The organism is Rhodopseudomonas palustris HaA2, assembly GCF_000013365.1.
Classification (GTDB): Bacteria; Pseudomonadota; Alphaproteobacteria; order Rhizobiales; family Xanthobacteraceae; genus Rhodopseudomonas; species Rhodopseudomonas palustris_J.
Genome location: NC_007778.1, coordinates 3,984,629 through 3,998,686 on the forward strand (window position 1 = coordinate 3,984,629; position 14,058 = coordinate 3,998,686).

Genomic DNA, 14,058 nt, shown 5'->3' on the forward strand with positions numbered 1-14,058 from the left:
AGGCATTCATCTCGTTGATCGCTGCCCGTTAGACCCACTGACGTTTGGCGAGAAAGAGAAGAGATCAGAGAAGGCGCGAAACTTGGTGGAGAAGATCACCAAAACGCTCTGCCCAGGGCACGTGATCTATCTTGACTGTGACATTTCCGACATCCGCATTCGGAATAGCTTCAAACACCGATATTGGCCTGATAAGGAGTACAATCGACTTTTAGAGGCCCTTGCAGAGGTTTACGGACCGGTGAAAAAATCTGAAATTTGCACCAGGGGGCGCAGTTGCGAGGATGTGGCACGCGAGATTGCCAGGATAGTTTTTCTTGAAGAGTACAACGAGGTCGACATCTTGAACGAGCTCGCCAGCTATTCGAAAGATGCGACGTGAAGAACCGACCCACTATCTACTTCGCCGCTCCGCTTTTTAACGACCGAGAGCGCGCCTTCAATACGAAGGTAGCACACGAACTCGAACGCTATGCGGAAGTATTTTTACCTCAAAGAGACGGAGAGCTCCTGTCCGAGCTAATTCAGAATGGAATGACCGCTAGCTTAGCTGAGCGCCGAATTTTTCGTGCGGATGCCCTGGCCATGCGCAACTCGGATTTGCTGGTGGCAATCCTCGACGGCGCCCATATTGACGAGGCTGTCGCTTTTGAAATTGGATTTGCTTGCGGGTTAAATTGCTGTTGCGTGGGTCTACAGACAGACACACGGAGGGCGCTCCCATCTGGCAACAATCCAATGATCGGCCAGAGTCTGCATAGGATCTTCCCCGAGTTGGAAGCCTTGTATGATTGGGTGACGTGCTGGAGCGCGGAGTGGTTCGCGACAAACCTCAGAAGCACAGCTTAGCTCAAGGCAACGGCCGCTGAAGCCGCCTCAACTAACAAACATCTCTTCAATCGCCTTCTTAACCAACCCTCGCCGGGCCTTGGGTTAGCTTCGATATCCGGATTTTCATAGCTGTCGAGCTTCGGCTAGGGATCACAGTTCAACCTCGCACGAGCCGGTGGCCTTCCGGAATATCCTTCTCGTCACTCTGCGCAACAGTTCTGCCAAGCGATCGAGATCCGTTTTTGCCGAGCGGAGGCAATGGCGAGTCCCCAGTTTGCGAACGGCAATCTGGTCGCTCGCCATTGCGTGCGATGCGGTCAGCTTCCCTCAACTCGCCGCGAACTTCAACAGCTTGATCGCGTCGAAGTCCTGCACGCCGCCGCCGACGCGCTTGGTGGTGTAGAACAGCACGTAGGGCTTGGCGGAATACGGGTCGCGCAGCACGCGGATACCCTGGCGGTCGACGATCAGATAGCCGCGCTGGAAGTCGCCGAACGCGATGCTGAGCGAGTTCGCGGCGATGTCCGGCATGTCCTCGGCATCGACCAGCGGGAAGCCGATCAGGCTGGCGCGGCCGGAGACGGTCGCCGGCGGCTGCCACAGATAGACGCCGGTGGAGTCCTTGAACTTGCGGACCGCCGCCTGGGTGCGCCGGTTCATCACGAACGAGGCGTTCTGGCGGTAGCCCGGCTTCAGCCCGTAGATCAGGTCGATCAGCACGTCGGACGGGCTCGATGCGGCGAACGCGCCGGCGGCGCCGGAGGCGATGGTGCCGAGATTGCCCCAGCTCCAGGAGGCATTCGCCACCGTCGGGTAGGCGAGAAAGCCCTTCGGCTTGCCGAGGCCGTCGCCGGTGATGAAGGCCGTCCCCTCCTGCACCGAGAACACCAATTCGACCTCGCCGGCGATCCACTGGTCGAGATTGACGACGGCGTCTTCCAGCAGATTCGCGGTCGCCGCCGGCATCGCATACAGCTCCATCGCCGGGAACGACAGCGCGTCGAGCTGCGGCGAGCCGGTCTGCGGCCGCGCCGCGGTCTCGCCGACCCAGCCGGTGGTGGGGCCGGTGATCATGAACGGCTTCTTGTAGACGTTGCCGGAGATCTGCCGCACGGCGGCGATCGCGCGGATCGGCGAGACCACCGCTAGCCGCTCGCCGATCGTATGCTCCAGCTCGTCCGGAACCAGGTAGCCGCCGTCGGGATTGGAGCCGATCGACATCGCCTTGGTTTCGAGCGCGCGCAGCCCCGCGGTGTCGCCGAAGCGGATATAGGCGTCGAACGCACTCTTGTGCTCGCGCGCCGCCGGAACCGGCGTGATCGCGCTGCCGAGCTGCGGCCGCGCCGCCTTCAGCGCCAGTTCGTCGAGCTTGCGCTGCTGCGCATCCAGCGCCGCGTCGATCCGCGCCACCTTCTCCTCCGCCAGCACGTCGCCGCGCCGCTTCTCGATCGCCTGCAGCCGGGTATCGTTCTCCGCCTTGTAGTCCTCGAAGGTGCGCATCAGCGTGTCGTAGACCTGCTGCGCATCGTCGCCGGCAATGCCGGCCTTGGTCTCGGGGGCGTGGGTGATGTCGTAGTCCATCGGGTTCTCCTGGTGGGCGTTTCGGGATAGGCACGAACGAAAACGCCGCGGCGGGAAGCCACGGCGGTCGGGACAGTTGATGGAGATGACTTGGCACCCTTCGCGGCGCGAAGGCGTCGTCGCGGACGCAGTGAAGTCGAATCAAACGCGCATGCGGCTCAATTGGTCGGCGGCGGCTTGTTCATCAGCCGCCGGACCCGCTCCGTGATGGTTGCCTTCAGTTCGGCGGCGGTGATGCCGAACCGAACGTCTCGCAGAGCCTCGGGCAGCAGCGCGTGGTTCAGCCGATCGACGATCCGATCATGCCGCACGGACTCAGCTATTCCGGACGAGATCCGAGGTAGTGCAAATTTCGATAAGGCGGCGGCAGAAAGGAGCGCTTCAGCCCGTCGATAATCTCGCCTTGAAACAGCGAGATGCCCATTCCGGGCCACTTGGCGCCATCAGGCGGCACCACCGACACGGTAATGGCGAAGCCCGGATATTCTTGCAGCAAGTCGCGCAGGGCGTAGATCACCGGGGGATCGAGCAGGTCGAGGGTCATGATTTCGACTTGCACGAGCGCGACACCGATGTCCTCGTCGACTACCCAGAAATCCCTTTTCCCGAAAGGATCGATAATCTTACCGATGCTTTCGAAGTGAGCGACGATACGCTCGCGCAGCGCCGTCCAAAGCGGAACGAATTCTTCGCGACTGAAACGGATCCGGGAATTTGTCAACTCGACCTCCATTATTCGCGCCCAAATCGAAGTCGAAACACCTGCCGTAACAGCCGGATCGCGCGATTGTCGTCTCTGATTTCCGGCACTTCTGACAATCTAATTCGCGCACACAATTCTTCCGCCTGTCTCGGCGTCATCATCTTAGGCGTAATTTTCTTCTCTTCAAGGAAACGTTCGCTCAGCTCGCGCACGGCCTCATTGTATTTTGCATGGTACTCGTCCCAGACATGGCCACGAAGAAGACGACCTTCCGGGGACTCCACCCACTTACCGCTAGGCAGCTTCCCCGTTGTCGACTTTTCGAATACTTTCCTCGTCTCAGGCTGCAAGTCCCATTTCGTATAGACAGCCTTCACCATTTCATGGTGACCGCCCGGTTCGTAGTACGGCAATCCGAAAATATCAGCTATTGAGCTGCCGACTTGGGCAAGCCGCACTCGATCAGGGGGATTGCCTGAGTCTTCGGGCGAGACACCCGTCAGATCGATGGACCAGCGCGCCCCAAGCCCGCCAAGTGTCCACTCGCCGCCGTCCGGATTGCCCTTCGGCACCCGCGGCTGGTTCGGGTTGTACTTGCGATCGAGTGCCGGAAAGACGTCTTGCGGTCGCACACCTGGCGCCAGAAAGCGCGCGACGTCGGGCCTGATCCAACGGTCGGCATCCGGGCGCATCCAGCGCGCCGCGTCGGGCTGCATGAAGCGCGCGCGCTGATGCGCGGCGGTGCTCGCGGATGAGCTCCACATCGGTTGTGCCTCGGTCGTTGATCAGGAATGCTGAAGACGCGCCGCTCCGCAGCGCGCTCCCTCTCCCGCTTGCGGGAGAGGGTTGGGGTGAGGGCTGCCGCGGATCGCAGCGCTGCGACTGGCGGAAACGCCCCCTCACCCGGCCCGGCTGCGCTACGCTCCGCCGGACCGACCTCTCCCCGCACGCGGGGAGAGGTTGATGCGGACGCCGCCGGCGATGCTGGCGAAGGCGCGTTTGCGATCGGCGCGGGAGGCGAGTGTCGTCACTTGCCGCCCGCGCCGGATGGCCGGCACCGGTGCATCCGCGGCGGCGGCCGATCCTGTGAGTCGCGTGGTGTCCGCTGCCGGCACCTGCACGCTGCGCCAGGCCGCCTCGGCGGCGCGGCGTTGCAGCGATGGCGGCGGCGTCTGTTTGACCGTCTGCACCCGCGCCCCCTGCAGCAGCGGAAAGGTGACGATCGAAATCTCCCAGAGGTCGACCTGATACAGCCGCCGCACCCGCGTCTTCGGGTCGATCTGCCCGCGCACGGTGCGATAGCCGATCGACAGCCCATCGATCGCGCCCTCGCGCAGCAGAGCAAGTAATTCACGTCCGCGCGCCACGTCCGGGATCAGCCGGCCGCGCGCGCGCAGGCCGCGAAAATCCTCGACCAGGTCGAGCCAGATGCCGACCGGCTCGGCGGGATCGTGCTGGAACAGCATCGGGATTTTTCGCAGGCCCCGCTGCTTCAGCGTCTGCGCGAACGCGCCGGGCATCACCATGTCGCGCGCCTGGTCGATCTCGCCGAACAGGCTTGCATAGCCTTCGACGGAGCCGTCGCTCGCAAGCGTGAGACGCGACGGCGGCGGCACGGGATCGGACATCGCGGCAAGCATCGGCGGCCTCGCAATCAGGGGCGTGGTGATCAGTTCGAGCGGTTGAATGCGACAGATGGATTCGCCCGTGCCCCGGACGCGATGCGGCACGCCGTGCCGCGTCGCAGATCCGGAGTCCCGGTTCCGCGACACGCCGCGACCACCCGAACCGGGGTCCCGCATCTGCGCCGCACCGCTACGCGCTGCGTCGCGTGCGGGACACGGTCGGAATTGTTACTTCGACCGCTTCACCGCGCGGCGGCGCGTTGGCTGCGCCGCGGCCTTGAGGCGCGGCCGCTTCGCCGGCGGCTTGCGCTGCGGCTGGCCGAGATGGCTGAGGAATTCACGAAACACGCTGGTCGGGTCCTTGGCTGATTTGGTCTCGGTGCGGATCGCGCCCAGCATCGCGTGCAAACGGTCCATGCCCGCCTCCTACTCGTGATCGCCGTCGTGGTCGTCGCGCGCGCGGCGCCGCCGCGCCCGGCGGTTGAACAATTCCAGAGCGTGAACGAAATCGTCGAACCGCCGCGACGCCGCCGCCAGCTCGCGCAGCGCGAACCACAGCCCGGCCGACGCGGCAAAGGCCCACAGCAGCAACGCCAGATGCGCGAGATCGCCGCGCTCGGTGAAGATCTTGATCAGGTCGGACATCGGCGCCTCGCAGGCGGACGGGCGCGCGGCGGGAGCCGACTCCAACCGCCGTCAGTCGCTCGTCATGTTGGGAGAACCGTTCGCGCCCGCTGCTCAGCGGCGCAGAAACCCGAAGCCGTCGCCGGGCGGCTCGTCGTTGATGTCTTCGTCCCGCAGCACCCGCGGCTCCGGCCCCGGTTTGAAGAAGCCCGGAAAGCGAAACGTGTTCGGCGGCAGATCCTCGGCATCGACCCACTCGATGCTGGTCGGCAACTCGCCGTCGCGCTCCATGAACTCCTTCACGGCCGGCCAGGCTTTCTCGTAGGGGATGAACAGACCAATCGGACGCAGATCGCCCTGCAGCGTCCGCAGCCATTCCCGTATGCGGCTCATGTCGCCCTTGGAGTAGCAATCCAGCGGATGCCTGGTCCGGCCATCCCACCTGCGATAGTAAAGAAATACACCAAAATCTGGCGTACCCACCATCGTGAGGCACGCGGTGACCTGATCGACCCCGGGCTGGCCGTCGGTGCCGTACAATCCCGAAATCTCGAGCCCAAATTCGTCGTTTCCGTACGGATCGGGAGCCCACGGATGTTCGGCTGGCGCTAGGAAGTAAGGCGCTAGCTCGCTGGGTTCTGGCCACCCGTTCGGGTCAAGATCTTGAAAGTAGATCCGCTTCCTCATTTCTTTCTCCAGACAAGCCATTCGCCCTGCCACATCACGCTCGCGCGACCTGACCTTACCTCGCGAATCGTGACATACGGATCGCCCAATTCCAGTCCGACTTTCGGCAACGCTTGTTCACAGCTCCAGCAGACGGGCCGATCGACTTGCACCTCGATGGACCGCTTCACCAGACTACCAACATATCGGCTCGCTCGGATGAGAAGATTCGCTTCGGCATGAAACACGGCGTCGAGTGGTCGAGATCCTCGACTTTCGCCCCTTATCAGTTCAGGGTGCTCAAGAGCCATCTGGTCGCGCAGTCCTGCAGCCAGATTCCAATCAGCATCGCTATACCCTGGCGCCTTTGAATTCACACCGAAGTATATGTCACCATCAATTCTTGCGACAGCAACTGTTCCTCTATGGTTTGGCCAAACGGGGCGTCCAAATAGATCTGTCGCATTGTTGATCGTTCTGTAGCTGTCGATCCATGACGTACCATCGCAACGGCCGAATTCCGGCGCACGATTGGCGGGGTTCAAATCAAGGGGCGGACCTAAATTGCCGCCGATGCCTGAGCGACGTTGGCTGAGATAGGCCTCAGCCTCGACCGCTCGTGCTTCAGCGCGGGCAATTGCGCCCTCGATGCTTCCCGGCGTTGCCGACCAGCTCTGTTCGCGAGGCTCCCAATTCTCGTCGTAACGACGGATCTTCCTAAGCGCATCTTCGCTACGCGCCGTCGCTATTTCCAACCGGGTTCGTTGACCCAGCGAAGCACCGGGAAACCATGTCGACAACGGCGGTCGACGGCCCTGAACCTCTTCGAGATTGTTCTCGACATCGCTGGCTTCCGCGCTGGGGATCGGCCGCGGATCCTTCCAGGCGAGATCCTCGAGCTGCTTCAGCCAGGACCTGAGGTCGCCCGGACTTTGAGCTTGAAACGCAAGCGTGGAGTTTGCGTCACCCGGGGTTTCACTGACTGCGGGCTCGGCGCTCGGCGAGGCCTCTCCCGAGACGTCTGCTCCTACGTCACTTCCATCCGTCCAACGCCCGCCACCGGCTTGCCCTGCTGGAATACGCGGCTGGTTCGGATTGAATTTGCGGTCGAGCGCGGGAAAGACGTCGGACGGATTGGTCCCCGGCACGAGATAGCGGGCGACGTCGGGCCTGATCCAGCGGGCGGCATCGGGCTGCATGAAGCGCTGCGCATCGGATCGCATCCAGCGGTCGCGCTGATGCGCGAGCCACGCTGCTCGTTGGTCGATCATGGGCATGATCTCGCTTTGCTTGAGATAGCTGCCACCACGCGCGATCGCGTCAGGCTACGCGACCGACGTTCACATCACGACAGGCTCAGCCTTCCGGCCCCGCCCTCACCCCAGCCGGTCGCCGCCGTCGAGCGGCGCGTAGCCGACGGCTTCACGCTTCTCGTTCAGCGTCAGGAACGGCGCGGCGCTGACGCGTTCCCACAGCGCGACGCGGTCGCTCGCCAGCGCGTCGATGCGGTCGGTGTCGATCACGAGGCGCACGCCGTCGCCGAATTGCGGCGCCAGCCATTGCGCCAGCGCATTGCCGATCCGGGTCGCCAGCGGCAGCACAGTCTGGCGGACGAAGCTGCGGTTGGCTTCCTGATAGTTCGCAAAGGTGTTGTCACCCGGAATGCCGAGCAGCATCGGCGGCACGCCGAAGGCGAGCGCGATTTCTCGCGCGGACGCGTGTTTGGCTTCGAGGAAGTCCATGTCCTTCGGCGACAGCGCCATCGGCCGCCAGTCGAGCCCGCCTTCGAGCAGCAGCGGCCGGCCGGCATTGGCGGCGCCCTCATAGGTCGTCTCCAGCTCGCGCTTCAGCCGGCCGAACTGCTCGTCGGAGAGCACCGCGCCTTCCGGCCCGGCATACATCAGCGCGCCGGAGGGCCGCGCCGAATTGTCCAACAGAGCCTTGTTCCAGCGCGCCGCGGCGTTGTGGGTGTCGACCGCGACCGCGGCGGCCTCGAGCGGTGCCAGACCATAATGATCGTCGAGCGGATGAAAGAACGTCAGATGCAGGATCGGCGGCACCGGCGTCGCGTGCTGATCGAACCGCACGCTGCGGCCGCCGACCACGTAGTCGTAGGCCGCGGCCCAGCCGTCCGGCCCAGGCACCACCTTCATCCGGTCCGGCCGCAGCGCGTAGAGTTCGTGCACCGCGTCGCCGAGCGCCACCGCCTCCACATAGGCGTTGCCGGCGAGCAAGAGATGCGCCACCAGCGTCTCGAACAGCGCGGCGCCGTCCTGCCGCGGATTCGGCCGCGCGATCAGTTGCGCCAGCGGATGCGCCTCCTTCTCCTGCGCGCCGTCGAACACCAGAAACGTGCAGGCCGCCGCGTTTTCGGCGATCAGCCGGACGCAGCGATGCACCACCGCGTTGGAGACATAACCTTCGCGCGACAACCGCGCGTAGTCCCGCGGTGTCCACCGTGCAACGCCTCCGGATTCGAACGCCAGCAGTTTCGCGGTGCGCGAGGCTTTGACTTCAGGGGTCGCGAGAAAGGCTTTGAGGCGATCGAGCATGATGCTGTCCGTTGATTTCTTTCGGAAATTGTTTGCCAGACCGGCGTGCCCCGGACGCAGCGCGGCCTGGAGAGTCGGGGCCGCTACGGCGAAAGTCGATCATATCGGCGCGGCGATTCATTCCTCGTAACGGTCCCGGTTCTGCGCAGCGGCATTGCGTGCCGCGGCGCGCCCGGGACACGGCATTGATACGCGGTCGTTCACAATCCCATCTTCACAGCACCCGCACCCGCGGCTCGGCGATGCGCGGCGCGAGGGCGAGGTGGCTCACGGCCCAGACCAGCGCGTCGAGGCGGTCCGGCGAGCGGCCGTTGGAGAGGCCCGAGGTGCCGAAATCGGCCATCTCGTCTTCGAGCGCGGGAAAGCAGCCGGCGTGCTTGACGCGGCCCTGCGCGTACAGCGTCGCGACCGGCTCGGCGCGCAGCCATTTGCCTCGGAAGGCGCGCACCGGCGTCACCGGCACGCCGCGATCGATCTCGTTGATCACCGCCTTCACCATCTCGCCGCCCTGGTTGATCTCCACGATCAGCGCATCGGCGTCGAGCCGTCGCCACAGCGCGATCGCCTTGCTGGCCCACAGCGTCGGCGTCGCCGCCGCGACGCTGTCGTCGGCGAGCACATAGGTGACGCCGTTCTCGGCGATGCCGGCGGCGACGATGCCGCAAGAATCCGCGCGCTTGCCGGACGACGCCGGCGGATCGACCGCGACGACGAGGCGCTGCAGCGGCGGCGCGTCGACGACCCGGCAGCTCTCGATCAGCGCGCGCGACCACAGCGCGTCGGGCCGGTCCTCGATCAGTTCGCCGTCGAGTTCCTGACGCCCGAGCCTCGTGCCGGCGTAGCGCGCCATCACGCCTTCCAGGAAGGTCGGCGCCAGATTCAACGCGTTGGCGCGGGTCGGCGCGTGCGTCGTCACCGCGGATGGATCGGCAAGTAATCGTTTCAGCAGCGCGGTCGGCCGCGGCGTGGTGGTGATCACTTGCCGCGGCTGCGAACCGAGCCGCAGTCCGAATTGCAGCATGTCGAAGGCGTCCTGCGCGTAGCGCCACTTCGCCATCTCGTCGGACCAGGCGCAGGAAAATTGCGGCCCGCGCAGGCTCTGCGGGTCGTCGGCGGAAAACGCCTGCGCCACCGCGCCGTTGCTCCATTCCAGTCGCTTCCGAGACGGCTGCCATTGCGGCCGCTGATCCGGCGGATGCACTGCCAGCAGGCCGGAGACGCCCTCGATCATCACTTCACGGACGTCGTGCTCGGTCTCGCCGACCAGCGCGATCCGCGCCACCGGCTCGCTTGCAAAGGGAGCGAGCCCGAGCGCCTGGCAGCGGATCCATTCGGCACCGGCGCGGGTCTTGCCGGCGCCACGGCCGCCGATCAGGAGCCAGGTCAGCCACGGTCTGCCGTTCGCTGCGAACAGCGGCGGGCGCTGATGATCATGCGCGAACACGTCCCATTGCGCGTCGAGAAAGGCGAGTTCCGCCTCACTCATCCCCTGCAGCAGGTGGTCGCGCTCGGCCGTCGACCAACTGCTCCAGTCGTCGCGAAAGCGCGCGCCTGAACTCGTCGAGGTCTCGGGGAATGGCGTCGTCATCGCGCGTTCTCCTGCGCTGCTCATCGCTGCGCAGCGTGCGCAGCGCGGCGAGCGTGCGGGCGAGCGATGCCAGCGTGCGGGCGCGGCGCTCGGCTTCGGTGCGCTGCGCGGGCTTGATGTGGTTGCCGCCGACGATCACTTCGATGCGTTCGATCTCGCGCTCGGCGGCGCGCCCGACGCGGTCGATCAGCGGCAGACCGCCGAGCGGCGGCGGATCGTTGCAGCGCTCGACCGCATTCCGGGTGACGCCGCTCGGGCCGCGGCGGCGCGGCGGCGGTGGCGCGGCGCCGTGAGCGGCGACCGTCTCGGTCTCCGCAGTCTCCGCGGCGTCCGCGTCCGTGGCACAGGCCTCGGCTGCGACCTTGTCGGCGACATTCTTGTTCGCGACGGTCTTCTTCGCCACCGCTTTCGTGGCGATGCTCGATCCGGCCGTCTTGGTCGCACGGGTCTTGGTAGCAATGGTCTTGGTAGCATTGGTCTTGGTAGCATTGGTCTTGGTCGCGCTCGTCTTGGTCGCGGTCGTGTTGGCGGCGGTCTTGGTCACCACCACTTTCTTCGCCGCCGGCGTCTTGGTCGTGCGGCTGGTCGCGGCGCGGTCCAGCATCCGCTTCACCCGGGCCTTGCCGTCGGTGTCGGCCGGGTCGATCCGGACGGGCGCGTCGACTTTGCGGGTCGTCGCCTCGATGGTGGCGAGCCGGGCGGCGGGCGCGTTGCGCGGCGCGCGCACGGCGGATCGCGCCGCCGGCTTGGTCGCCGACGCGCGTGGACGAATGGCCATGGGCACAGCCCTCGGTTCAGGGAGGTTGGTGCAGCGACGTTCAGCCGCAAAACGAACGCGGGCCGCGCAGCGCGAACGATCGCGCCGCCGGCCCACTCGTCGAAGTTCGATGAATCGATCAGCCGGCCGCGATGCTGGCGGCCTCGGCGGCGGCACGTTGCATGCTTGTCGACATTTCGCTGGTCACCGTGCTCTGCTCCTCGACCGCAGCCGCGGTCGACGTCACATATTCGCTGACATGGGTGATCGCTTCCTTGATCGCGTTCAGCGCGCCGGCGACGTCGCCCGAGATAATGTTGAGGCTGCCGATTTCCTCGCCGATCTTGTCGGTGGCCTGCTTGGCCTGGTTGGCGAGGTTCTTGACCTCGGCGGCGACCACGGCGAAGCCGCGGCCGGCCTCTCCGGCCCGCGCCGATTCGATCGTGGCGTTGAGCGCGAGCAGATTGATCTGCCCGGTGATGTTGTTGATCAGTTCGACGATGCCGCTCATCGCCTGCGCCGCGCTGGTGAGGCGCTGCGCCTGAGCGTCGGCATTCGCCACGCGTTCGACGGCGCCGGCCGCGGTCTCGCGCGACTTGGTCATCGTCGCGGAGATCTCGCGGACCGACGCGTTGAGTTCCTCGGCGCCGGCGGCGACGGTTTCCATCATGCTGCGCACGCGCTCATTGCCCATCCGGGCGAGCACCTGCTGGGTGACGTCGGTGGCGTATTTCACCACCTTGAACGGCCGGCCGTTGAGATCGAGGATCGGATTGTAGGAGGCCTGGATGTAGACTTCGCGGCCCCCCTTGCCGATCCGCTTGTATTCCGCCGCCTGATACTGACCGCGGCCGAGCGACGCCCAGAATTCGCGATACGCCGCACCCTCGCGCTCGTGCGGATCGACGAACAGGCTGTGGTGCTTGCCCTTGATCTCGGCCAGCGTATAGCCGAGCGCGTTCAGGAAATTGTCGTTGGCGTTGATGATGGTGCCGTCCATGTTGAACTCGATCACCGCCTGCGACTTGCCGATCGCCTCGATCTGCCCCGCGAGATCCGCGTTCTTCAGCTTCTGCTCGGTGACGTCGGTGGCGAATTTCACCACTTTGGCGGGTTTGCCCTTCTCGTCGAGGATCGGATTGTAGGACGCCTGAATCCAGACTTCCTTGCCGCCCTTGCCGATCCGCTTGTATTCGGCGGCCTGGAATTCACCGCGGTTCAGCGCCGCCCAGAATTCGCGATAGGCGGTCGTGCCGCGCATCGACGGCTCGACGAACATGCTGTGGTGCTTGCCCTGGATCTCGGCCAGCGAGTAGCCGAGAGTCCTCAGGAAATTCTCGTTGGCGGTTCGGACGGTGCCGTCCATGTTGAATTCGATCACCGCCTGCGACTTGCCGATCGCTTCGACCTGCCCGGCGAAATCGACGTTCTGCAGCCGGATCGCGGCGTCGGCCCATTCGACCACGACGCCGGCGCGGCTGCCGTCGGCATTGTTCAGCGGCGTCGCCACCAGATCGAAGCTCCGCGGCCCGACCTTGATGGTGGCGCGATGCACCGAACTGAGGCTCTTCAGCATCTGCCGCTGATGGCTCGGATTCTTGTGGAAGCCGTCAATATTGGTGCCGACCAGCGTGTCGACGTTGAAGTTCGGCATTTCCTTCTTCATGTCGGATTCGGCTTCGCGCAACAGCGACGTCACCGCATCGTTCATGTAGACGATGTCGAGATTGGCGTCCGACACCATGATGTTGGCTCGGACCGCCTTGGCCGCCATCAGCGCCAGCGCATCAGGGTTCTTCTTCGAACGGCGACCGAACATCCGAAATCTCCTCACCCGAGATCGAGCCGACAGCTTGAGTATCGGTCTTATGAGCGAGACATCGGAACAATTACTTAATAGTCAGATGCGTGCAACTACGAGCCAGATCAGCTGCCGACGGCGCGACATCCCATGCGACGATGTGGCGATGATCGCGCTGTTTCTTGCACGCGCGCGATCAGTTGGATTGCACCATCCGCCCGTTTGCTACCTTGCTGATACATCCGGGCGTCGCACGAATGATCGCGCAGCGTACACAGCTACTCAGACTCTGAACCAGACGAACCAGATCACGCCGAGAATCAGGATGGCTAAACCGGTGCTCGCCAACAGAAGCGCCAGCATGGACGGCCCACGCTCGCCCTGCCTCGCTTCGGTTGCTGTCGTCGTTTCGACATGCCCCGGATCCTTGCCTGCCATCGATCGCCTCCTGCTGGTCGCCCGATACCGTGAACGGCATCTCAAAGCGCCAACGCGCGACCATCTGCGATGTTCCGGCGGCGATGCTCTTGCTGCGATGGACGCGACGCGCGGCGCCGTCGGCGACACGAAGCGAATCAGCGCGAATCGGAGCCACCTGATCGGGGGGCGCTGGGCACGCAAAGTGCCGGCGACGTCGCTGACGCGATGATCAGCGCCTCGTCCCGCGAACCCAATTGTGGAGCATGGCCGAACCCTACTGCGGCAGCGTCACGCTGTCAAGGACTTTTTTCCTGCGCAAGAATAGAAGAGAGAAAGACAGAATCGCGAGCACGGGTGTCCGCGCCGGCGCGGTGTCGCGGCCTATCCGACCAGCAGCAGCATCAGCCCGATCACCGGCGCCAGCAGCAGCGTGATCGCGGCGGCCGCGAGCGCCGCCAGGATGTCGCGACGGCTGAGCCGGCCGACCGGGCCGGCGTGGAGTTCGATCTGCTGCATGGTGCCCCCGCACATGTCTGTTTGAACCGGGGCGAGTGATAGCCGGAGGGTCTGAAAATTGACGTCGCGAAATGCCGGGGATTGCCGGTGCGATCATCAGCGCTGCTTAACCATCCGTCCGCCGGCTCCGCGGCTCGGGGCGCGCAGGGAGGCGGCGCCGCGCGGGCTTACTTGAGCGCGGTATTGACCGAGGTGTAGCTGGTGTTGAGCTTGCTGCCGAGTCCGTTGACCGTGACGAGGATCACGATGCTCAATCCGGCGGCGATCAGCGCATATTCGATGGCGGTGGCGCCGGACGTGCCGCAAGTGAATCGGGAAATCAGGCGTCGCACCGTCGTCTCCTGTCGTCCGCCCATACACGGGCCGCGCGGTTTCTTCCACGCCGGATGTCCAG

General features: G+C 64.7%; 18 protein-coding genes. 2 read left to right on the forward strand and 16 right to left on the reverse strand.

The window, feature by feature from the left end:
• The first annotated feature begins 82 nt into the window (after nt 1-82).
• Entirely contained in the window at nt 83-382 is a 300-nt protein-coding gene (locus tag RPB_RS17555) for a hypothetical protein (protein ID WP_011442358.1), read from the forward strand.
• On the forward strand, nt 379-849 hold the full coding sequence (locus tag RPB_RS25295) for a nucleoside 2-deoxyribosyltransferase (protein WP_011442359.1): 471 nt from the start codon (nt 379-381) through the stop codon (nt 847-849). The genes RPB_RS17555 and RPB_RS25295 overlap by 4 nt, the downstream gene beginning before the upstream one ends.
• A 309-nt stretch (nt 850-1,158) precedes the next feature.
• Here RPB_RS25295 and RPB_RS17565 read toward each other — a convergent pair whose 3' ends face one another.
• From RPB_RS17565 to RPB_RS17630, 16 genes are all read right to left on the reverse strand, one after another.
• Entirely contained in the window at nt 1,159-2,412 is a 1,254-nt protein-coding gene (locus RPB_RS17565; RefSeq protein ID WP_011442360.1) for a phage major capsid protein, read from the reverse strand.
• A gap of 158 nt (nt 2,413-2,570) precedes the next feature.
• On the reverse strand, nt 2,571-2,723 hold the full coding sequence (locus RPB_RS24705; protein ID WP_157038854.1) for a hypothetical protein: 153 nt from the start codon (nt 2,721-2,723) through the stop codon (nt 2,571-2,573).
• An 8-nt stretch (nt 2,724-2,731) separates the two neighbouring features.
• On the reverse strand, nt 2,732-3,145 hold the full coding sequence (locus RPB_RS17570; protein WP_011442361.1) for a hypothetical protein: 414 nt from the start codon (nt 3,143-3,145) through the stop codon (nt 2,732-2,734).
• Nucleotides 3,145-3,879: a hypothetical protein gene (locus RPB_RS17575; protein ID WP_011442362.1), complete on the reverse strand. Its 735-nt coding sequence runs from the start codon at nt 3,877-3,879 to the stop codon at nt 3,145-3,147. The genes RPB_RS17570 and RPB_RS17575 overlap by 1 nt, the downstream gene beginning before the upstream one ends.
• 153 nt (nt 3,880-4,032) lie before the next feature.
• Nucleotides 4,033-4,755: an HK97 family phage prohead protease gene (locus tag RPB_RS17580; RefSeq protein WP_011442363.1), complete on the reverse strand. Its 723-nt coding sequence runs from the start codon at nt 4,753-4,755 to the stop codon at nt 4,033-4,035.
• Nucleotides 4,756-4,968: 213 nt separating this feature from the next.
• Complete coding sequence (locus RPB_RS17585) at nt 4,969-5,157, reverse strand: hypothetical protein (RefSeq protein ID WP_011442364.1); 189 nt, start codon at nt 5,155-5,157, stop codon at nt 4,969-4,971.
• Nucleotides 5,158-5,166: 9 nt separating this feature from the next.
• Nucleotides 5,167-5,385 carry a hypothetical protein gene (locus tag RPB_RS17590; RefSeq protein ID WP_011442365.1) on the reverse strand — a complete coding sequence of 73 codons (219 nt, stop codon included), beginning with the start codon at nt 5,383-5,385 and terminating at the stop codon, nt 5,167-5,169.
• A 93-nt stretch (nt 5,386-5,478) separates the two neighbouring features.
• Entirely contained in the window at nt 5,479-6,051 is a 573-nt protein-coding gene (locus tag RPB_RS17595) for a hypothetical protein (protein WP_011442366.1), read from the reverse strand.
• Nucleotides 6,048-7,307, reverse strand: a complete 1,260-nt coding sequence (locus RPB_RS24710) for a hypothetical protein (RefSeq protein ID WP_011442367.1) — start codon at nt 7,305-7,307, stop codon at nt 6,048-6,050. The genes RPB_RS17595 and RPB_RS24710 overlap by 4 nt, the downstream gene beginning before the upstream one ends.
• Nucleotides 7,308-7,406: 99 nt before the next feature.
• Nucleotides 7,407-8,582 (reverse strand): phage portal protein, encoded by a 1,176-nt coding sequence (locus RPB_RS17605; protein WP_011442368.1) that lies wholly within the window; start codon nt 8,580-8,582, stop codon nt 7,407-7,409.
• A 214-nt stretch (nt 8,583-8,796) separates the two neighbouring features.
• Nucleotides 8,797-10,068 (reverse strand): DNA-packaging protein, encoded by a 1,272-nt coding sequence (locus RPB_RS17610; protein ID WP_011442369.1) that lies wholly within the window; start codon nt 10,066-10,068, stop codon nt 8,797-8,799.
• Entirely contained in the window at nt 10,061-11,044 is a 984-nt protein-coding gene (locus tag RPB_RS17615; RefSeq protein ID WP_157038857.1) for a hypothetical protein, read from the reverse strand. The genes RPB_RS17610 and RPB_RS17615 overlap by 8 nt, the downstream gene beginning before the upstream one ends.
• A gap of 22 nt (nt 11,045-11,066) precedes the next feature.
• On the reverse strand, nt 11,067-12,746 hold the full coding sequence (locus RPB_RS17620) for a PAS domain-containing methyl-accepting chemotaxis protein (RefSeq protein ID WP_011442371.1): 1,680 nt from the start codon (nt 12,744-12,746) through the stop codon (nt 11,067-11,069).
• Between the two features lie 264 nt (nt 12,747-13,010).
• Nucleotides 13,011-13,166: a hypothetical protein gene (locus RPB_RS24910; RefSeq protein ID WP_198135124.1), complete on the reverse strand. Its 156-nt coding sequence runs from the start codon at nt 13,164-13,166 to the stop codon at nt 13,011-13,013.
• A 363-nt stretch (nt 13,167-13,529) separates the two neighbouring features.
• Complete coding sequence (locus RPB_RS17625) at nt 13,530-13,664, reverse strand: twin-arginine translocation signal domain-containing protein (protein WP_011442372.1); 135 nt, start codon at nt 13,662-13,664, stop codon at nt 13,530-13,532.
• A gap of 167 nt (nt 13,665-13,831) precedes the next feature.
• Entirely contained in the window at nt 13,832-13,996 is a 165-nt protein-coding gene (locus tag RPB_RS17630) for a Flp family type IVb pilin (protein ID WP_011442373.1), read from the reverse strand.
• Nucleotides 13,997-14,058: the final 62 nt, after the last annotated feature.